Origin of the sequence: Ruegeria discodermiae (assembly GCF_030758345.1) — a bacterium.
In the GTDB taxonomy this organism is placed as follows: Bacteria; Pseudomonadota; Alphaproteobacteria; order Rhodobacterales; family Rhodobacteraceae; genus Ruegeria_C.
Genome location: NZ_JAVAMO010000024.1, coordinates 1 through 20,545 on the forward strand (window position 1 = coordinate 1; position 20,545 = coordinate 20,545).

The 20,545-nt window shown below is 60.9% G+C and carries 10 protein-coding genes; 3 read left to right on the forward strand and 7 right to left on the reverse strand.

What is annotated here, in order from left to right:
• A partial coding sequence (locus Q5Y75_RS26095; RefSeq protein WP_306203082.1) for a calcium-binding protein occupies nucleotides 1-2,361 on the reverse strand: 2,361 nt, incomplete at its 3' end.
• Between the two features lie 368 nt (nucleotides 2,362-2,729).
• Here Q5Y75_RS26095 and Q5Y75_RS26100 point away from each other — a divergent pair.
• Nucleotides 2,730-3,404 (forward strand): class I SAM-dependent methyltransferase, encoded by a 675-nt coding sequence (locus Q5Y75_RS26100; protein ID WP_306203083.1) that lies wholly within the window; start codon nucleotides 2,730-2,732, stop codon nucleotides 3,402-3,404.
• Between the two features lie 55 nt (nucleotides 3,405-3,459).
• Here the strand turns inward: Q5Y75_RS26100 and Q5Y75_RS26105 are convergent, their stop codons facing one another.
• From Q5Y75_RS26105 to Q5Y75_RS26120, 4 genes are all read right to left on the reverse strand, one after another.
• Entirely contained in the window at nucleotides 3,460-5,397 is a 1,938-nt protein-coding gene (locus tag Q5Y75_RS26105; protein ID WP_306203085.1) for a calcium-binding protein, read from the reverse strand.
• Nucleotides 5,398-5,639: 242 nt separating this feature from the next.
• Nucleotides 5,640-6,836: a CAP domain-containing protein gene (locus Q5Y75_RS26110; protein ID WP_306203087.1), complete on the reverse strand. Its 1,197-nt coding sequence runs from the start codon at nucleotides 6,834-6,836 to the stop codon at nucleotides 5,640-5,642.
• A gap of 198 nt (nucleotides 6,837-7,034) precedes the next feature.
• Nucleotides 7,035-8,210, reverse strand: a complete 1,176-nt coding sequence (locus tag Q5Y75_RS26115; protein ID WP_306203090.1) for a nucleotide sugar dehydrogenase — start codon at nucleotides 8,208-8,210, stop codon at nucleotides 7,035-7,037.
• 143 nt (nucleotides 8,211-8,353) lie between these two features.
• Nucleotides 8,354-9,682: a capsule assembly Wzi family protein gene (locus Q5Y75_RS26120; RefSeq protein WP_306203092.1), complete on the reverse strand. Its 1,329-nt coding sequence runs from the start codon at nucleotides 9,680-9,682 to the stop codon at nucleotides 8,354-8,356.
• A gap of 380 nt (nucleotides 9,683-10,062) precedes the next feature.
• Between Q5Y75_RS26120 and Q5Y75_RS26125 the strand changes: the two genes are divergently transcribed.
• Nucleotides 10,063-11,106: a helix-turn-helix transcriptional regulator gene (locus Q5Y75_RS26125; protein WP_306203094.1), complete on the forward strand. Its 1,044-nt coding sequence runs from the start codon at nucleotides 10,063-10,065 to the stop codon at nucleotides 11,104-11,106.
• Between the two features lie 11 nt (nucleotides 11,107-11,117).
• On the opposite strand, the gene Q5Y75_RS26130 is transcribed toward Q5Y75_RS26125, so the two are convergent.
• The gene (locus Q5Y75_RS26130; protein ID WP_306203096.1) at nucleotides 11,118-13,763 is read right to left on the reverse strand and encodes a Mur ligase family protein; all 2,646 of its coding nucleotides are present in this window, start codon (nucleotides 13,761-13,763) and stop codon (nucleotides 11,118-11,120) included.
• A gap of 611 nt (nucleotides 13,764-14,374) precedes the next feature.
• On the opposite strand from Q5Y75_RS26130, the gene Q5Y75_RS26135 reads away from it, so the two are divergent.
• A complete protein-coding gene (locus tag Q5Y75_RS26135; RefSeq protein ID WP_306203098.1) occupies nucleotides 14,375-17,824 on the forward strand; it encodes an SdrD B-like domain-containing protein in 3,450 nt (1,149 codons plus the stop codon).
• 486 nt (nucleotides 17,825-18,310) lie between these two features.
• On the opposite strand, the gene Q5Y75_RS26140 is transcribed toward Q5Y75_RS26135, so the two are convergent.
• Entirely contained in the window at nucleotides 18,311-20,491 is a 2,181-nt protein-coding gene (locus Q5Y75_RS26140) for a calcium-binding protein (protein WP_306203100.1), read from the reverse strand.
• Between the last annotated feature and the right edge of the window lie 54 nt (nucleotides 20,492-20,545).

Sequence of the window (20,545 nt, forward strand, 5' to 3'; positions counted from 1 at the left end):
GTGAGTGAAGGCCTCGCCCCGCCATGTGCCGGTGGCGGTGCCCGTGTTCAGATCCAGCGTCACCGCTTCGACCTGATTGCGGTCATAACGCAGCAGATCAAACCCGCCAGCGCCATTGACCGTGTCATTGCCGGCCATCAGGATCAGCGTGTCATCCCCGGCGCTGCCCCGCACGCTGTCATCCAGCATCGTGGCGCGCAGGCTGCCCAGATTCGCAACCCCGTTGATCGTGTCCTGCCCGCCATACCCGTCATCGCTGACAATGCCGGTCGCCAGATTGACGGTGATGCCATTATCGAGATCGGATCTGCGGAAATCGAGCCTGACATGTCCAGACCCGGCATTGATGTTGAAGCGATCATTGCCGCCCTCTCCGACGACGGCGATGAAGGCATTGGGGTTCGACCCCGGTGTGATGTTGAAGACGTCATTGTGAAAGCTGCCGCTGACATCAAGGCCCCAGTTGTTGATCGCCCTGGCAACATCGATGATCTGGGTTGTGCCGTTTGCCCCTTTGTTGACGAAGCCATTATTTGTGGCGCCGTTGATCAAGACGGTGATCCCGGCCTCCATATCCCAATGCTCCAGCCCGACGCCGCTGTCAGTTGTCAGGCTCGAGAGATTGATGGTGTCATTGCCGGCCCCGGCAAGCAGTGCATCATAGCCTTCGCTATTGCTGCCGGGGTTGAGGGAGTCATTGCCATCCCCGCCGCGCAACTGGTCCGACCCGGCACCGCCGAACAGCACGTCATTCCCGACACCGCCGTGCAGCTCATCATCGCGCCCGCCGCCGATCAGCGTGTCATTGCCCTCATCGCCGCGCAGCGTGTCGTCGCCCCCGCCGCCATTGAGCCTGTCATTGCCGCCCCGGCCCTCGAAGGCCTCGTCAGTGTCATTGCGTCCGATGATCGTGTCATTGCCTTGGCGCGAGCCGCGGACTTCCTCGAAATTGCTGATCGTGTGGGTAAAGGCCTCGCCGCGCCAGATGCCGGTTGCGGTGCCGGTTTGCAGATTCACATTGACCGCTTCGACCCCTGTTTGGTCATAGCGCAGCAGGTCGAAGCCGTCGCCGCCATTGGCGGTGTCATTGCCTGCCATCAGGATGACCCGGTCGCGGCCATTGCTGCCGGTGATGTTGTCATTCAGCATCGTGGCGCGGATTTCGTTCAGGTTTCCCCAGCCGTTGATCGTGTCCGACCCGCCATGGCCGTCCTGCGAGACGATACCGGTTTGCAGGTTAGCCACGACACCGGTGGTGGCATCCCACCAGGCTGAATCTATCCGGCCAGATATATCCGTTGAGTTGATATTGAACCTGTCATTACCACCGCGACCAGCGAGTGCAGTCCATCCGGTGGTTCCGGCCACGATGTTGAAGGTGTCGTTGTGATCTGTCCCCTGGAGGCCGAAGCCGCCTTCGCTGGCGGTCAGCGGGTTGTTCAGGTTGAGGATCGTGGTGGTGCCGTTGGCGCCCTTGTTGATGAAACCACTATTGGTGTTGCCGTTGAGGGTTGCGACCACCCCGGCATTGAGGTCATTCATGCCGATCTCGACATAGCTGTTCGCATTCGTGATGGCCGAGAAATCCACCGTGTCCTTGCCTGCGCCCGGCTCCAGGTAGTCATAATTGCTGTTGTTGCCGGGGTTCAGATAATCGTTTCCGTTCCCGCCAAAAAGCTCATCCGACCCGTTGCCGCCGCGCAGCGTGTCACTGCCATTGCCACCGCTCAGCGTGTCATCGCCCGCGAGCCCCACGATGCTGTCATTGCCGGCACCGCCATCGAAATCGTCGGCGCCGTTCGACCCGATGATGACGTCGTTTTCGCTGGAGGAGAAACTCAGCGCGCTCAGCAAGATATCCTTGTTGGGGCCAAAGGGGCTTGAGCCGGGGGGGATGTCATAGCTCTGCAGCGCATTGTCCACAAAATCGTTCCAGCCGCTCAGGGTGGTGATGTTGGGCAGTGGATCTCCCGCAATGACGAAGATATTGATGGCATCCACGGTGCCAAATGGGGGCCGGTTAACACCTTGATACTCAGATAGCAGGAAGATGGAGGTACGGGGAACATTCCCGGTGTCCAGCCAGTTGACCTGATATATCTGCTCGGCATCCGGTCCAATGTTATCACCTTGAACATTCTGGCCGTTCAAGCTGGCAGTGACGTTGTCAATTTCGATATCCACGAAAAGATCATCTGGTGCAGTCCCGCCGGGTTCCAACGGAAGGACAGAATAGCGCAACGAATTGACACCGTTTGCAGGTACGAATTCCAGCGTGGTACCGGCCTCGAAATCGATGTCCGTATCATTTGCATCTGCTGTGTTGAATACAGTGATGCCGGTTATGGAATAGGTTGTCATATCACGATCCCCCTTGGAACAAATCTGACTTTCCGGAGTCTGTACGGCCTCCGAAGCATTTGGTTTGAATGACTTTTGCCCTGGGCTGTCTTTGCGCAGCCTGAAATCAGCTCGACTAAACAAGACGGAATCTGCACCGTCAATGTCTTTGACGGCGGTTGATGCCGGCCCTGCCGGATGACCCTGGGCGCATCACGATCGTGGCTTGCGCGCAGAAAAAAGGGGCGCTCGGCATTATGCGTTCTGGCGCGCGCGGTGCAGACCGGTGGTATCCGGGAGTGGATCGCGTGCGCGAAATCGGTCATCATGCAGGCATACCGTTTACCTCTTAATTGATTTTTTAAAAATGTGACAAAGGAGTGCGCTCCATGGATGAACGAATGAATTGGGGGAACCTGACCTCGAATATTGAATTTCTGGATCAAACCGGACTTTTGGAGAGTCCTCGGCACATCCTTGAGATTGGATGTGGCCGCTGCCAGTTGATGCTCAAACTGAAGGCGGACGGGCATGACGTGGTTGCGATCGACGCCGATCAGGAGGTTGTGGATGCCGCTCCTGACGAGTTGGATGTGCGTCTGGCAGAAGGCAGCGAATTGCCATTCGATGATGACAGTTTCGATCTTGTGCTGAGTTTCGATGTCATCGAGCATATCCCCGATACCGATGCCCATCTGAAAGAGGTGCGCCGGGTGTTGAAATCCGGTGGGCATTACCTTTTGCAGACTCCCAACAAATGGACGAACATCCCTTTTGAGATGGTGCGCTGGTCAACCACCTACGGGGTGCGGCGGATGTTCGATTTCCTGAAACCTCCGCAGCATTGCGCGCTGCACAGCTATGGCCAGCTCAAGCGCCGCATGCGGGACAATGCCTTCTCGAGCCGGTTTTATGACATCCCGGTGGTCAACGAGTATTTCACCGAGAAGGTTCGCAAATATCTCGGGTCGGCAGGGGTTGCGGCGTTGAAGGTCCTCAACCCGGACAAGCTGCCGATCCCGATGCGGACGAATTTCTACGTGCAGGTGCAGCCGATGACATAGAAACGCCGCCCGCACTCGGATTGCATGGGCGGCGTTTGTCGGTGCTTTGAGGGGCTCAGAAGATGAAATCACCCTCATCAAGCGCACCCTCGGCCACGCCTACGAGTGTCATCGTGTTGCCCAGCCCATCGCTGATCACCGCCTCGGCGCCGCCTGACAGATGGCTGGTCTGCAGGTCTGCGAAATCACTGATCGCATCCACGCCGCTCAGGTCGATCCGGTCGCCGGGTCCGAAACCGATCACCTGATCGGTGCCGGTCGAGAAAACCAGCACATCCGCATCCACGCCGCCGTTCAACGTGTCATTGCCTGCACCGCCTTTCAGCACATCCGTTCCTGCGCCACCGAACAGAGCGTCATCTCCGTCACCGCCGCGCAGCGTATCCGCGCCGGTGCCGCCGAAGAGCCTGTCGTCGCCGTTTCCGCCTTTGAGGAAGTCATTGCCGTCGCCGCCCTCGGCCCGGTCCTCACCTTCGCCGCCGATCAGGGTATCGTTGCCGGCCTCGCCCCGGAGCGTATCATTGCCGGCGTCACCGGACAGGGAGTCCTCGCCCTCCCATCCGGCCAGTCGGTCATGGTCTGCGCCCCCCTTCAGGGTGTCGTTGCCCTTGCCACCCCAGAGAGTGTCTTCTCCGTCCTGGCCCAGCAGGGTGTCGTCGCCATTTCCGCCTTTGAGGAAGTCATTGCCGTCGCCGCCCTCGGCCCGGTCCTCACCTTCGCCGCCGATCAGGGTATCATCGCCCCCCTCGCCCCGGAGCGTATCATTGCCGGCGTCACCGGACAGGGAGTCCTCGCCCTCCCATCCGGCCAGTCGGTCATGGTCTGCGCCTCCCTTCAGGGTGTCGTTGCCCTTGCCACCCCAGAGAGTGTCTTCTCCGTCCTGGCCCAGCAGGGTGTCGTCGCCGTTTCCGCCTTTGAGGAAGTCATTGCCGTCGCCGCCCTCGGCCCGGTCCTCACCTTCGCCGCCGATCAGGGTATCATCGCCCCCCTCGCCCCGGAGCGTATCATTGCCGGCGTCGCCGGACAGGGAGTCCTCGCCCTCCCATCCGGCCAGTCGGTCATTGTCTGCGCCCCCCTTCAGGGTGTCGTTGCCCTTGCCACCCCAGAGAGTGTCTTCTCCGCCCTGGCCCAGCAGCGTGTCGTTGCCGCTGCCGCCGAACAGCGTGTCCTGGCTGTCACCACCTTCCAGCCTGTCATTTCCAGCCTTGCCTTCGAGCTCATCGCGCTGCCCGGTGCCCAGCAGAGTGTCTGCTCCGGCGGTGCCGGTGAACCGTGTTTGCGAGACCAGATCGCCAATGTCAAAAGTTCCGTCCGTCAGGTGGATACGTTCGATATCCCGGAGCGTGTCAGTGCCTTGTGAAGACCGGATGGTGAAAGCGTTGTTAAACTGGGTGACCGTGACATTCGCGCGCGACAGGCCATCGTAATGCACCGTGTCGATACCCGGGCCGCCGCCCAGGGTGTCATTTCCGGCACCGCCATTCAGCGTGTCGTTGCCGCTGCCGCCGAACAGCGTGTCATTGCCCGCATTGCCCCGGATCAGGTCATTGCCTCCATACCCGCTGATCATGTCATCGGAGTCGGACATCTCGAGCGTGTCATTGCCGGACAGGACGTCAGCGATGACGGCCTTGTCATCGCTCAAGGAGGTCGTCAGGGTGGCCCGATAGATGTCAGCGGCATCCAGGCTGACACCGGTCACAAACCAGACATCATAAATGTCGCCCAGGACGAGGACCACCTCACCGAGGAAGTTAATCTCGCCGCTGTCGGCCAGGGTGCCGGAGCCATCCAACCCGATATTCGAGCCAGCAAACACGACGGCTCTGGGGAAATCGCTGGTATATTCGACAAGCAGCAGGTCGTTGTAAGTGACGCCTTGGAACTCAAAACCCGAATTTTCCAGAAAGAGCGTATCCGTATGATCCCGGATTAGGGTGTTCAGATCGAAGTTATTAATGTCGAACGCAAAATAGGCCGTGAACTGGGCCATGAACTCTGTCTCCTGCTAATATACAATCCCCGGTGGATTCGAATGAAATCCGTATGTGTCTATCGTGGCAAAATCAGGGACTTTAAAGTCTGTTTTGACGTCAATTTTGCAGGAGTGGCGTATTTGCCGAAAAAAATGGCCCGGACACGGAATCCGGGCTGGTGCGGGTATCATCGCCAATGCCCTGGCGCAGGCCCGGGGCATTGGCGGTCAGGAATGTGCCGGGTCTGTCCCGCACTGCGTCAGAAAATGAAGTCTCCGGCATCCAGCGACCCTTCGGCCACGCCCACGAGCGTCATCGTGTTGCCCAGCCCGTCGCTGATCACCGCCCTGCTGCCGCCCGACAGGTGATTGGCCTGCAGATCGCCGAAGCCGGTGATCGACCCCACGCCGCTCAGGTCGATCCGGTCGCCGGGTCCGAAGCCGATCACCTGATCGGCACCGCCCGAGAAGACCAGAACATCCGCATCCGCGCCGCCGCGCAGCGTGTCGTTGCCCGCGCCGCCGAACAGGGTGTCGCTGCCGTTCCCGCCATAGAGAAGGTCGTTGCCATTGCCCCCCTTGAGATTGTCGCGGCCATCACTGCCGCCCAGCGTGTCATTGCCGCTGCCGCCAAAGATCGTGTCATTGCCACCATGTGCCCAGAGCGCATCGGCACCGTTGCCACCGCTAACCATGTCATTGCCGCTGCCGCCGAGGAGCACGTCTCTGCCGTTGCCGCCGCCGAGCTGATCGTCGCTGCCGCCGCCCTCAAGCTTGTCATTGCCGTCCCCGCCCCAAAGCGTGTCCCGGCCATCGCCCCCCTCCAGAGAGTCATTTCCGGTCTTGCCGTTCAGCGTATCGTTGCCGCCCTGGCCGACCAGGCGGTCGTTGCCGGCGCTGCCGGTGAGGGTGTTGGCACCGCCATTGCCGTAGAGCACCAGATCCTGCGGCGGCAGGGGGTCACTGCCACCGCCGCCGCCACCACCACCACTGCCGCCATTGTCGAGTTGCAGCGGCGCGCCGGTGCGGGCGAAGTTCTGGGTGACCATCACCGCGTCCCAACCGTTGTAGTTGCCGCGTTCGATGCCGATACCGATCACTTCGAAATTCGGGTTGAGGATATTGGCGCGATGCCCTGAGCTGTTCATCAGCCCCTCATGCAGGTCGGCCACGTCATCGGCGATGCCGGCGGCGCCGCGTTCGCTCTGCCAGGCGATATTTTCGCCCCAGGTCCAACTGCCGGAAAACTGAAACCCTGCATCCCGCATCCGATCGCCCGGGCTGGAACCGTCCTGTCCGGTATGCGAGAAGAAATCCTGCTCAAGCATGTCCTCGCTGTAATCTTCCGCCGCATCGTTGAGACGCAGTTCCAGTTTCAGGGGGGGTGCCCCCACTTTTGCGCGTTCCTGGTTGATCAGATCCAGCATCAACCGTTCGAATGAATCTGCCTGTGACATTTCAATGCTCCTCTGCCTGCCGGGGGGATGGCACGGGTCACCCGGCCGGCGCAATCGGGCCGGAATTTGCGGGAAATATCCCGCTCATATCAGGCGTGGGCTGGGCAGGAATTTGCCGCAAATGCGGCGTTTCTGCCCGGCGGCAGAGGATTGCGCACAGGAGTTGGAAAAAACGGCTGGAACGCGCCGTGACCCGGTTCAGTCGGCGCTGAACAGATCGCGGGTAAAGACCTTCTGCACCACATTGGTCAGTTCCGGCGCATGCCGGTTGGCGATGATCAGATCGGCCTCGGCCTTGAAGTGATTCAGGTCGCGGATCACGGTCGAGCCGAAGAAGTCGCGCTCTTTCAGCGCCGGTTCATAGACAATCACCTCGATCCCCTTGGCCTTGATCCGTTTCATGATCCCCTGCACCGAGCTTTGCCGGAAATTGTCCGAGCCGGTTTTCATCACCAGCCGGTAGATGCCGACCGTGCTTGGGGCGCGGGCGATGATCTGGTCGGCGATGAAATCCTTGCGGGTGCGGTTGGCGGCGACGATGGCCTGCATCAGGTTTTGCGGCACATTGGCGTAATTGGCCAAGAGCTGCTTGCTGTCCTTGGGCAGGCAATAGCCGCCATAGCCGAAGGAGGGGTTGTTGTAATGGGTGCCGATGCGCGGGTCCAGCCCGACCCCTTCGATGATCTGGCGCGGGTCCAGATCATGGGCCAGCGCATAGCTGTCCAGCTCGTTGAAATAGGCCACTCGCATGGCGAGATAGGTATTGGCGAACAGCTTGACCGCCTCGGCCTCGGACGGCGCAGTCAGCAGGATCGGCACCTCCTCGTCCAGCGCGCAATCGGCCAGAAGATCGGCAAAGCGCTGACCCCGCGCCGAGGGCTCGCCCACCACGATACGCGACGGGTGCAGGTTGTCATAAAGCGCGCGGCCCTCGCGCAAAAACTCGGGGCTGAACAGAATCCGGTCGGTGCCCAGCCGTTCGCTCAGATCACGGGTGAAGCCCACGGGAATGGTCGACTTGATCACGATCACCGCGTCCGAATTCAGCGCAAGCGCCTGTTCGATCACCGCCTCGACCGTGGACGTGTCGAAGAAATTGGTGGTCGGGTCGTAATTGGTCGGGGTCGCCACGATGATGTAATCGGCCCCCTCAAAGGCTTCGGCCGGATCGGTGGTGGCGCGCAGATCAAGCTCTTCCTCGGCCAGGTATTGTTCCAGTTCCGGGTCTATGATCGGGTTCTGGCGGGCATTGAGCATCGCCACCCGCTCGGTGCTGACATCCAGCGCCGTGACACTGTGTTTGCGCGACAGCAGGACCGCGTTTGACAGCCCGACATAGCCGATGCCAACAACGGCAATCTTTGACTTACCCATAACTAACTACCCCTCACACACTTTCTGGTCCGTCCTTGCGGCAAGTCAAAGCACAGACCGGCCCCGTCAACAAGACGCATCGCCCTTTCGGGCAGGCACTGTTGCGGCCTGTTCCACGGCGGGGCAGGGGCGGGGTCTCTGTTTCAGAACGCGACGGAAAGCCCGAGCCCGGCGCGCAGCCCTTCCTTCATGTCGGCGGTGTCCAGATCAAAGCCCTGATAGGCGACGATCCCGTCCACCCGCAGCCGGTCGAACTGCTTGCCGACCCCGATCGTGGCCAGCGTCCCGCTCTGGCGGTCGGTGCTGAGCCGGTGGTTGGGGTCTGAGTCCGCGTTGATCAGGTAATGTCCGACGCTCCAGTTGAGGTCGAAATCGGCAAAGTCGTGGCTGACATAAAGATTGGTGGATTGCCCTTCGGTATCGACCGCCGCGCCCAGCACCACGCCCTTGTTGGCGTAGGAATAGATATTGTTGTTATAGGCCGAGTTCGGCCCGCAGAACCCCGAACTGGACGTGTCGGTGCGGGTGTCCACGGTTTCCAGCGTGGCGATGGTGGGCACGCCGAAAAGCTGCGTGCTCAGCTCGGCCCCGGCCATGTAGAAGGTGCAGGAGGGCAGCCCGCCCGACTCGTCCTCGCCCGCGATCTGGCCATAAAAGCGCAGATTGCTGTCCTGAATATCGAACCCGTAGGACAGGCCCAGCCCGGCCAGCTGGTTGGCATCCGACGAGGGTCCCGAATTGGTATTCCCGATCAGCACGTCCCAGAAGGTGCCCAGGCTGCGCGAAAACCCTTCGCCACCCCATTGCGCGGTGCGGATGATCTCGATCTCCAGCCCTTTCACCGGTCGGATGGCCAGGCGCATCCCCATGAACAGCGCATCATCAGGCTGCCCGGAATCATCGGTGGTGCCGACAAGGAATTCGCCATCCCAGGGTCCCAGCCATTCCAGCACCGGCACGTCAAAGGCGGTGGGGGTGGTCTTGGCGATAGAGACCGCATGCATCGCGGGTGCGTTGCGCGACAGGAACAGCGAACTATAGCGCGATGGCCCCCAGTTGCGCAGCTTCTTGGCGACCCCGATCTCAGCGGTGTCCTGGGCAAAGCTATAGGCCAGCTCATAGCGCGGGATGGTGCTGTCGCGGCCATGCTGCAGCTCGGCGGCGGTGATGTCGAAATGGAACTGCCCGAAATCGCGCTGATAGCGGATTGCGGCGGAATTGAAGGCCAGATCGCCATAGCGCTCGCTCAGCCCGATGAAGGGATCGCTGATGGCGCCGCCGTAAAAGCTCAGCCCCGGCCCCTCCGGCCCCATTTCCTGCTGCGCCCGGGCCGGGTCTGCCGCAGCCCCCAGAACCGCCAGCGCCGCAGCGGCCCCCGCCAGCCAGCGGCGCGCCTGCCCGGTCTGTAAAAAGGACGGGGCGGTGGCGCTTTTGCGGCGCGACCGGGTGCTCAACACGCACGGCGTCATCATGGAATATGGCCTGTTTAGGTTGCTGCCTAGGGTTATGGAATCGTTAGATCATAGCCATCACAGAGAATCAATTCGGCGTGGGATCAGGGTCGGTTTGAGGCGGGAAAAGGCGGATAATCGCTAAAGTGGTTAGGGGGCCAAAAGTACAACCTCTAAATCAAAACAGTCATAGGGATTTCCCGGTCATTATCCACGTATTGGAAATTATGGCACAAGTTCCACTTTGAGAGAGAACCGTTTGCTTGTTCGGTTTCCGGCACCTTGTTAGGCTCGTGGGACGCTTTTAAGATAAGTTTTTTGTAGTGTGATTGGTTTAGGGGTGCTGGGGGGACATGTGTGCGGTTCATACCGATTTGGGAAGAGATGACTGTCGTGTAAAAATGGCGGAGCGGCTGGCCTGTACAGCCAATGTCAGCGCGGCGTGTCTGGGGATAGTGGACCTGTCCAGCCAGCATCTGGTGGATGTCTGGGTTGGGCGGGGAAAGGCCGGTTCGGATCTGCCACTGAGCGACACAGCGGCGTTGGTTTCTGATAAAGTGAAGACATTCCTGTCCCAGCGGCAGGCGCGCCCCGCGAGTACGCGTGCGCGCGCGCTCAGGGCTGCAAAGGGCGACAGCGAAACCTGGCTGCGCTCGCGCCGCTATCTGATCGGTATTGGCGCGCAGGTGGGGAATTTTGCGCCAATGGCCGCCTTCGTGAATGGTGCGATCGGCTCGGCGAGCCGGCCCGAATTGCAGCATCTGGCGCGGATTGGGCTGACCTATGCGGAGCAATTGCGCAATGAGCGGGCCGAGGTCGAAGCGGCAGGTGGCCTGAATGGCCTGCAAACCCAGATTCCCGACATCATCCTGGGCAGCCTGTCTTTTGGGGTTGCCGTGTCGGATGCCAGTGGTGGTCTGCGCTACATGACCAGCCTGGCCAGGACATGGCTGGAGGAGAATGACGAGCTGCATGTGGCGCATGACCGGCTGGCCGGTGGTTTGCCGCAGAACCAGAAAGCGCTCCAAGCCGCTTTGAGCGCGGCGACCGGGACACCGGGACAGGTCTCGGTGGTGCAGCTGGGCGGCGCGGAAAACCTGCCCAAGACGATCATTGTGATGCCGGTCAGCCAGTCGCCCGGTCTGGCGCTGGTGGTATTCGGCCATAGCCAGGGGGACCGGGCGTTGCGCGACCTGATGCTTGAGACGATGGGGCTGACCGTGGCCGAGCGGCAATTGGCCAAACAGCTTCTGGCGGGCAAATCCCTGGCGGCGGCGGCCGAGGAAAACAACCTCACGATCTCTACCGCGCGCAGCTATCTGAAACGGATCTTCGCCAAGACCGGTAGCCACCGGCAGAGCCAGTTCATCACGCTCTATCACCAGCTGATGCCACCGCTGCGAGTCGCAGCGCAGCCCCGGCCGGGTCCCGAGCGGCAACAGTGATGCTGCCGGGCTCAGCCCCTGGCGCCATGGTGTGTGCGCAGCCGATCCACATGGCCAAAAGCGTCCTGCGGCGCCATCATCAGCACCACCAGATCGTCGGGCCGGGCCGCGTGCATGACCTGTTCGACCAGCGCGTCGCTATCCGGCCCGGTCAGGATCTGGCCATCTGATGCGCCCCGCGCAATCAGCGTTTCCCGTGACAGCTGCCGCATCTCTTCTTCCGGGTCATCGCCGGTGAAATAACCGTATTTCCGGATCACCCTGAGATCGGGCAGCACCGCGATCCGGTCAAAACTCTCCAGCAGGTGCGCGGCGTTGTTCTCAAGCTTGTGTGGGCCGCTATTGCCCAGAATCTGCAGCGCCAGCAGCCGCCGGCCCGTCACCGGCAAGGCCCGCACCACCCGGCAGAGCTCGGCAACGGCGGTGTCGTTATGGGCATAATCCACCAGCACCGGGCAGGCGAAGCCGTCGATCATGTTGTAGCGGCCCGGGCTTTTTTCGCGCGTGTTGGCAAAGCTTGCCAGCGCCGTGCGGATCGCGTCGGCGGGCACGCTCTGCGCATCGGCCAGGGCAATGGCAAACATGGCATTCATCACGTTGAAATGCAGCAGCCCGCCCATCGTGGCCGGGATGTCCGCCACGTTCATCACCGGGACATGATGCGTCCCGCGCGCCATCACGATCCAGTCCGCATCGTCTTGCGTTGCCACAAAGACGCCATCACCGCCGCTCTCCAGATGGGCGGCCAGCGCCGGAGTGGTGGCCGCCATCGCCACCAGGATGCGGCGCGGCGCGGTGGTGGCTTCAAGGGCCTGCAGGCAGAGCGAGTCCTCGGCATTGACCACCACCGCCGTGCGTGCGTGCTGCAGAACGCTGGATTTCAGCCGCGCCATCTCTTCCAGCGTGTCGATCCCGTTCTGGCCCAGATGGTCGTTCTGCACATTCAGCAATGCCGCCACATCATAGCGGTCGCAGGCCTGGCCGAACCGGATCAGCCCCAACCGCGGCATTTCCAGCACTGCCGCTTCGACCGCCGGATCGCCCAGCAGCAACTCCGCCCCCGGCAACCCGCTGAGGTTCTGGGTGTCTACCTTGTCCTCGTCGATCCAGGTGCCCACGGTGGTGCAGACCCCGGCGGTCTTTCCGGCGTTCTGCCAGATATGGTGCAGCATCATGGCGGTGGTGCTTTTGCCATTGGTGCCGGTGATGGCGGCGGTCGGGATGCGGGCGGGCTGCCCGGCAAAGAGCGCATCCAGCACCTCGCCATTGATGTCGCGCTCCGGTGCGCTCAGCCAATGTGGCCGGAAGCCCGGCTGCCCGTTCACCTCGCAGATCGCGCCGCCGCCCACACGGTAGCTGACCGAGATATCACGGCAGAGGAAATCCACCCCGGCAATATCCAGCCCCACCAGCCGCACCGCGCGGATCGCCGCGCCCCGGTTGTCGGGATGCACAATGTCCGTCACATCCACGGCGGTGCCGCCGGTGCTGACATTGGCGGTGCGGCGCAGCGGCACGAAGCGGCCCGCCTCGGGGATGCTGTCGGGGGTCAGCCCGGCCTCTTTCAGGCAGGCGAGCGCCTCGTCATCGCGGCGGATCTCGATCAGCAGGTTGCGCGGGTCGCTGCCGCGCTGCGGGTCGGCATTGACCTGATCGAGCAGCGCGTCCACGGTCTGTTTCCCGTCCCCGGTGATGCCGCCGGGGATGCGCCGGGCCGCCATCATCATCTGCCCGTTCACCACCAGCAGCCGATGATCGTCGCCGGGCACAAACGCTTCGACCAGAACGCCGCGATCCTGCAGAGTGTTGGCGGCGTAAAAGGCCCCGACCAGCGCCTCCTCCGAGGTAATCCCCACATGCACGCCGCGCCCCTGATCCAGCGCCACCGGCTTCAGCACCACCGGCCAGCCCAGCTCTGCCGCGGCGACGCGGGCCTCATCGGGCGTGCGCACAAAGCGTTGCTCGGGTACTGGCAGGGCGGCCTGTTTCAGGCGCTGAAGGCTGAAATACTTGTCGCGGGCCAGTTTTTCGGCCAGCGATCCGGTGCGGTCGGTGAAACTGCTGCGCAGCTGCCGCGCCCGCGCGCCCCAGCCGATCCGCAACGTCTGCTGATTCAGCACCGTCACCGGCATATCGCGGGCCATGGCCGCCTGGGCGAACCGCATCGAATTGGGTGCCAGCCCGCCGCGCCGTTCCTGCTCCAGAAACCGGTCCAGCCGCCGGGACATCTCGATCTCGTCGGCCTCTGGTGTCAGCAAGGCGATCATCAGGTCGGTGGCGTTGCGAAAAAGCTGCTGGCGCCGCCAGGGCAGGGCTAGGCGAATTCGGTCGGAACGTGCGTCCAGCACCTGACCCTTATGGACCGGCATCCGCGCCCAGAGTTGCAGCAACACGATCAGGGCCGCCGCCATATCGGCCAGCCCGGAGCTGCCGCGCCCGCCGACCAGCAGCCCGGCCACCCAGTCCCTGTCTTGCGCAAAACCGGCCGCCTCTTGCGGTGAAAGCACCCTCAACCCGTCCGGCTGGTCCAGCTGCGCCAGAACCTGATCGGGCAAGGGGCCTGTCACCTTCAGATCAAGCAGGGCCGTCCGACCGGTGATCTCATGCTTGCTGCCGTGAAAGAACTGTAGGGACCGGACCTGAAGACATGTCTGCATGTGTCTGCTTTCGGTTACAGGGGCGAGACGCATAGTCAGGGTATTTTTCACGACGTGCTGCAGCAACGTCAAACCATCACAGGCGTCAACCGGTGCCCGTTTGGCGCAAGCGGTTTGATGGTCTGCTGCCGGTCAGATCAACGATGACAGGGTTTTGACGGCTTTCAGGGCATGAATTTTGGTGTGGCTCTCACATTCGGAACCCAAAAATTACCGGGAAACGGTATTTGGAATCTTCCGTGATTGTTTCCCTGGTAGCGCAAACTTGGGCGCGCTGCGGTTCGGGTGTATTAAAATTGGGCGAAAATTTGGCGAAAATATTGACGGGAGATGTCTCTCCATTCATTAATATCCATGTTGCCTGAAGCAAGGGGTTGTAACTCAGGCGGAATAGTTGGGGGATCAAGAAAGTATCTGTGAGTGACGGGTGAATTTCACCTATCGTTAAGAGTGTTGAGTGTGCTGGTTGAAAAATTTTAAGGCTTTCGACTGCCGTATTTTGTCTCATGCAGTCTTCATACAGATTGTTTTGATGTCCCCCCGGACACGGAATCCCGCCATTCGCGGGTGAAGTTTTGTATTTGGTAATGCTCACCTAGGGGGAAGCAACAGTGACTAATAATTATCAGGAATATGAGTGGACCGCTATCACTGAGGCCGATCTTCTGGATCAGGGCGGTAACGGTTCAAGCATCGGATGCGGCGATAGTTTTACAATGCCCGCCAGCGCAACCGTCTGCATGTCCACCAAGGATAACGACTATTCTCTGTCCGGTGACAGCTGCCGGAACGAAAATGCCAATGACTGGAGTGGTCAGCAGGCCTATATCGACGGTGAGGCCGTTGGCGGCCAGATGTATGCCGAAAGCTATCATGTGCTGAAAGGGTCGGACGGCCAGACCTATTACATGATCGAGATCGAGATCGAAGGGCATGACGCACCCGGGGCCGGCGATGATTATTTCACATTCTACGGCAAGGTGCCTCCGGCCGGAACTGAGCTGACCGTTGTCAACACCTGCAATGTCAAAGGCAACTGGGTTGATTACAAATGCCTGGGCGCCGGGGACAAGATCGAAACCGGTTCGATTTCGGGCACCGTTTTCTGTGACGAGGATTGTGACGGGATCAATGGTGAAATCACCGTCATCCCGGGATGTGATTACACGATCGAAGCCGAGGATATGTATAGCAGCGGCTTCAAGGTCGTTGAGGGTGCGCAGGCCTCGGGCGGCGAGCTTGTCAAGCTCTACTGCCCCGGCGATTACGCAGCGCTTTGCACCACCTTTGACGGGAAATCCGGTGTCTATGACGTCAAAATCCGCGTGCAGGATGAGAATGATGGCCAGAGCATCATCAAGCTGAAAATCGGCGGAGAGATCGTTGAGGCGATCCGCCTGGATGGTGACAGCGATGGGGCCGGATCGAATGATGGCGGCTTCTCGACCTATGTCATCAAGGATGTTCCGATCGAGTCCGGCCAGGACCTGACGCTCAAGGTGCGTGGCGATGGCGGTGAGTTTGTGCGCATCGACAATATCGTCCTCGAAGGTCAGGACACGCAGGAGGTTGTGTCCGAGCCGACCAAGGCCGGTGTCACCATCAAGCTGGTTGATCTGGACGGAAATGTCGTTGCCACGACCGTGACCGATGCGGATGGCAATTATCGCTTCGATGACGTTCTGGTCGGCGATTACAAGATCATGGGCGTCGCGCCGGACGGCACCGAATTCACCATTCAGGATGCGGGATCGGATGACACGATCGACTCCGATGTCGATGGGAACGGCATGTCGGGTGTCATCAGCGTGACCGCTGACAGCGAAAGTGATGTCGATCTGGGGCTCTGCGTGAAGGAGGAGTCGGGCTCGCTGTCGGGCCGCTATTTCTGCGATACCGACGATGACAGCCTAGACAACAACAATGGTGACGAGCCCGGCATTGGCGGGGTCCTGGTCACTCTGCTGGACGAAAATGGCGATCCGATTGTGGATGCGGGGGGCAACCCTGTCACGCAGGTGACCGCAGCTGACGGGAGCTATCAGTTCACCGATCTTGAGCCGGGTGTCTATGGCGTGAAGTTCGAGGATCCGGACGGGGTTCTGGTCGGCAAGGAACTGGTGGCCGCAAATGTCGGAACGGACGACACGTCCGACAGCGACGCGATCGGCGACACCACCATGTCGGTCATCGAAAATATCGAGGTCGTTGCCGATAATGATACCGGCGACAACGATGCCGGTGTGCGCGATTCCGACCCGGGAACGGCTGAGCTTGGCGACACCGTATGGCTGGATGTCTTTGGTGACGGCATCCTCAATGACGAGGCGCTCGATTCGTTCTTCTCGGGCCGCGAGCAGGGGGTGCAGGGCGTGACCGTGCATCTGCTGGCACCCGATGGCACGATCCTGGATCAGCAGGTCACTGATGCGGATGGCAAATACCTGTTCACCGGCCTGAAGGCGGGCGACTACAAGGTCGGCTTCATTCTGCCGGCTGGCTTTGCCTTTACGGCGGCCAATCAGGGGGCGGATGACGCTCGCGATTCCGATGCGGTCACCATGCCCGGTGACCCGGACTATGCGATGACCCAGGTGGTCTCGCTGGCTGAAGGTGAATCCAACCTGACGCTGGATGCCGGTCTGCTGCGCTGCGGGTTGATCGAAGGCACCAGCCAGGCCGACGAGAACTCGCCTGTTGGCGGCTTCGACCTGCTGGTGGGCTGCGAGACCAATGACACGATTATCGGGTTCTCGGGTGAGGACACGCTGATCGGCAATGGTGGCGATGATGTCCTGAACGGGGACAGCTATGACGATCTGCTGGAAGGCGGCGAGGGCAACGACGACCTCAATGGCGGCTCCGAAAACGACATCCTCATTGGTGGTGCCGGAAATGACGACCTCAATGGTGATGGCGAGGTCGACACTGCAGTCTTTGGTGGCAACTATGCCGATGCAACGATCGAGATCGTGGATCTGTTCACCGGCGAGCTGACGGTCACCTCCGTTGATGGTGTGGACCGGGTGCGCAATGTCGAGTTCCTGCAATTCGACGATGTCACGGTCGCGGTCGAGGCGCTCCTGCCCGGCGGTACCGGCGATGCGGTTACCGCACCGGCGCCCGGCGGGTCGGTCAATATCGACGTTCTGGCCAATGACATCGAGCTCAGCGAAGGCACGCTGTCGGTGGCACAGGTCAATGATGGCGGCTTCGGGACAGTCGTGATCGAGGGCGACGGTACCGTGACCTATACGGCCGGTGCCAATTTCGAAGGTTTCGACTTCTTCACCTATACCGTGACCAATGGCGTGGGCTTCGTCAGAACCGTCGAGGTCCAGGTCGGTGACGTGCCGACGCTCGATCCCGCTGATCCCGGTGTGACCGTTCTGGTCGAGGCGCCAGGTGACAATGGCGTCACCTTTGACGGGACTGGCGGCAGCGACAACATCCTCGGCACACGCGGCGAGGACGTGATCAATGGCCTGGGCGGCAACGATGTCATCGATGGCGGTCGTGGCGACGACAATCTGCGCGGCGCGGCGGGCTTCGATACGCTGCTCGGTGGGGAAGGCGACGACACCATCAATGCGGACGGTCAGGGGGATGTCGCCCTGGGTGGTATCGGTGACGACGTGCTGAACGGTCAGTTCGATGATGACATCCTGTTCGGTGGCCTCGGCGATGACTTCGTCCGCGGACTGCAGGGCTCGGACTTCGTATCGGGCGGTGCCGGTGACGATCGCTTCCAAAGCCCCAATAGCGGCGCGGATACGATCCTCGGCGGTTCCGGTTCGGATGAGTTCGTCTGGGCCGAGGCGACCGATGCCGGTGAGCGCGACTTCCTTGACGGGGAAAGCGGTATCGACACGCTGGAGATTTCGCTGGATGGCGCTGATGCGCTTGCGGTTCAGGCCGAGATCGATGTCTATCTGGCGATGGTCGATGCCAATGCTCCGGCGCCGGGCAGCATCAATGATGGCAGCGTGCTGACCGATACGTTCAGCTTCACAACCATCGATCTGGACATCCGCAATATCGAGGATGTGCAACTGATCTGATCCGCAGGGCCCTTCCGGGGCCCGCGATCCGAACGCAAACAGACATGCCCAGCCGCTCCGGCTGGGCATGTTTTTTTGTGGTTTCATCCGGAAAAACTGGTCGGAAGCGGGTAAGCGAGAACGCTGTTTATCGGTGGGAAGCTCCTGTGGACGCGTCAGGGAAAGACGGAGACCTGACAGCACATTGACCTGTGTGCAGGGGCTGCAACATGACACGGGCTGTGGTGTTGCCCGGTGAGGTTCATAAGCAGCGAGCCAGGCCGCTGCATCCTCTCTGGCTGCACTGAGGTGTGAACACGCGGTGCAGGCTGTTCCCAGCCTGTCGTCAAAAGGGTTTTGGGAGCGGAGGCGGTCCTGATGCAACATTGCAGGACCGCCTGAACAGAGAACACCGCCCCTGAAAGATCAGGGGCGGTGCCGGGGGACGAGTTCCAGGTCTGTTCGAAAACGGACCGGGTACTCGGTCCTTTCTCGTAAGCCGAATGATTATTCGGCCAACAGGTCCCAATTCAGTGAATCGGCCGCATACCAAACATTCTGGTCGTCATCGAGGTAACGGTCGACAAAGTCCGGAACTGTGGTGTTCGGCAGGGTGTCGCCGGCAAATCCGTCAAGCGGCTTGCTGCCCGCCGGATATTCCGGACGCGTGCCTTCCCAACCGGTATCCGGGCGGTCCGGGTCGCAGTTTTCGACGCCGATGCACTTGTCTTCGAAGTAGATGACACCTTTGCCTTCGCCGAAATCGGTCTTCTCGAGATATTCCAGAAGTGCCGCGTTATAGTCGGCCTCATTGCCAGGCACATCTTCCGCCGGCAGCAGATCCAGGCCCAGCTCAGACCACAGATCCTCGACCACAACGGTATCACCGGTCAGGTTCGAAATGATCTCGATGTCGTCACCATTGACAACACGGGCTTCCAGCTCGCCTTCATGCGCCGTGTGGAACACCAGCCGGTCATTGTTGATGTAGCTGAAGTCCGTCACCACGTTGCCTTCGCCGAAGCTGGCATAGGCTGCGAGCACCTCGGGCCCGTCGCAGACCTGATAGCCGAAGACAAAGTCGTCGCCATCCGCACCACCGGTCAGGGTGTCTGCGCCCTGGTCGGCGATCAGGCAGTCTTCGTCCTTGTTGCCAAACAGCGCGTCGTCGCCATCGCCACCCAGCAGGGTGTCGTTGCCCAGGCCGCCATACAGGCCGCCAAACGCTGCATCCGGGTTAACGGTTGCGCCGCGATAGTCATCGCCAGCCTGACGGTAACCCGCTTCACCAGCGGTCATGTTGGCATCGTCGCCACCACCGCCGAACAGCATGTCATCACCGGTACCGCCGCGCAGATCGTCGGTATAGCCGACCTGCTGACCCACGGAGAAGAAGACGTTATCGTCATCGCCGAACAGCACGTCATTGCCGCCCGAGCCGCTGACATGGTCTTCGTCCTCGCCGCCGCACAGCGTGTCTTCGCCGCTGCCGCCATTCATCTTGTCATCGCCGGAACCGCCATCGGCAAGATCATTGCCGCTGCCGCCAACGATGTTGTCTTCACCTTCGCTGCCGTGAATCTGGTCGTCGCCGGAGCCACCCCAGATGCGGTCGTCGCCGCTGTTGCCGTCCATGATGTCATTGCCGGAATTGCCGCTGATGTCATCATCATCGTTGCCACCATTGATGTGGTCGTCGTCATCGCCACCAAAGATGGTGTCATTGCCGTTACCGCCATCAATCTTGTCTGCAGCCAGCTCGGTCGAGGCCTTGCCGCTGGCATTGTCACCCCAGATGATGTCGTTGCCGTCGCCGCCGTCAATGCAGTCTTCGTTGTCATTGCCCTGGATGTTGTCGTCGCCATCGCCACCCGAGATCGAGTCGTCGCCGCTATTGCCGCGAATGGCGTCATCACCGCCGTCACCATAGAGCTCGTCATGGCCACGCTGACCAGCGATGAAGTCATCATCTTCGCCACCCGAAATCCAGTCATCGTCGTCATGACCGCGCAGCGCGTCCTTGCCGGAGCCACCCCACATGGTGTCTTCGCCTTCGCCGCCGTTGAGCGCATCCATGCCCGCATTACCGGCCATGATGTCATCGCCGTCTTCGCCGTACATCTCGTCATTGCCGTCGCCGCCCGACATGGTGTCGTCGCCAGCACCGCCAAGCATGTAGTCACGGCCGCCCTGGCCGAACATCAGATCATAGCCAGCGCCGCCATACATGCGGTCGTCGTCGGCCCCGCCGATCAGGCAGTCATCGCCGGTGCCGCCATAGATCTTGTCGTCTCCGGCATTGCCCATCAGCAGGTCGTTATCGGCCCCGCCGTTCAGGGTGTCGTCGCCGCCATTGCCGGCGCCCACGTCATTGCCGTCTTCACCGATCAGGCAGTCGTCACCAGCGATCAGGTCAGAGACCGCACCGTCGCCGAGCATCACGTCATCGCCCTTGCCGCCACCCAGCGTGTCGTCGCCAAGCTCGCCGCGCAGATAGTCGTCGCCGTAATTTCCGAGCAGCACGTTGTCGTTGCTGTTGCCCAGGATATAGTCGTCGTCTCCCAGACCTTTGGCCTTGTTGAGGCCAGCATTGTCAGGATGCTTCAGGTTAAGATTGTCCGATTGCGGCGTGCCGATCAGGGCGGCGCCAGGAATCGAGTTCCATGCTTTGATTAGCTTACTAGACATGTTTTACCCCCGGTAAAAAATGAACACTATTGCAATGAACAGGCCGGGCTTATC